Source organism: Halomonas flagellata (assembly GCF_022487945.1).
GTDB lineage: Bacteria > Pseudomonadota > Gammaproteobacteria > Pseudomonadales > Halomonadaceae > Halomonas > Halomonas flagellata.
Window position 1 is genome coordinate 1 of record NZ_JAKVPY010000090.1, and the last position, 740, is coordinate 740.

Annotated in this window: 1 protein-coding gene; it reads left to right on the forward strand. The window is 50.8% G+C overall.

Annotation, left to right across the window (positions count from 1 at the left end):
- Positions 1-11: 11 nt before the first annotated feature.
- The coding region (locus MKP05_RS22015; protein ID WP_369127987.1) for an IS256 family transposase at positions 12-740 on the forward strand (729 nt) is incomplete at its 3' end.

Sequence of the window (740 nt, forward strand, 5' to 3'; positions counted from 1 at the left end):
CGGAGGTAAGAATCCCCAGAGACCGGGAAGGTTCTTTCAACCCCATGATTGTCCCCAAGCGCAACAATATGGTCGATGGGATCGAGAACGTGATCGTATCGCTCTATGCCAAGGGGATGAGCAACAGCGATATTGAAGAGCAGATCCGTGAGGTGTACAATTTTGACGTTTCCACTTCCACCATATCCCGTATCACCGAAAAGGTGACCTCTGACATCGTAGCCTGGCAGAACCGCCCCTTGGAACCTGTTTACCTGATCGTGTGGATGGACGGTATCGTCTTCAAGGTCAGGGAAGACTCCAAGGTCATCAACAAGACGGTCTATATCGCTGTGGGACTGCGCAGGGACGGCAAAAAAGAAGTGTTGGGGCTTTGGTTGGGAAAGAACGAATCCGCTGCCTTTTGGATGAGCGTGCTCACCGATATGAAGGCCAGGGGTGTCGAGGACATCCTCATAACCGCTACGGACAACCTGAATGGCTTTACCGGCACCATCAAGAATGTGTTCCCTGAATCCAAGACACAGATCTGTGTGGTCCACCAGATCCGTAACGCTTCCCGGTATGTGGTCTGGAAAGACAAAAAGACCTTTACAGCTGACATGAAGCATATTTACAATGCCCCCAATGAAAAGGCTGCCAAGGCCGCCTTGGAAGACTTTGCCCAAAAATGGGACAGCAAATACTCCTATGCGGTAAAAAGCTGGCGGGACAACTGGGAAGACCTGACGGTGTTTTTT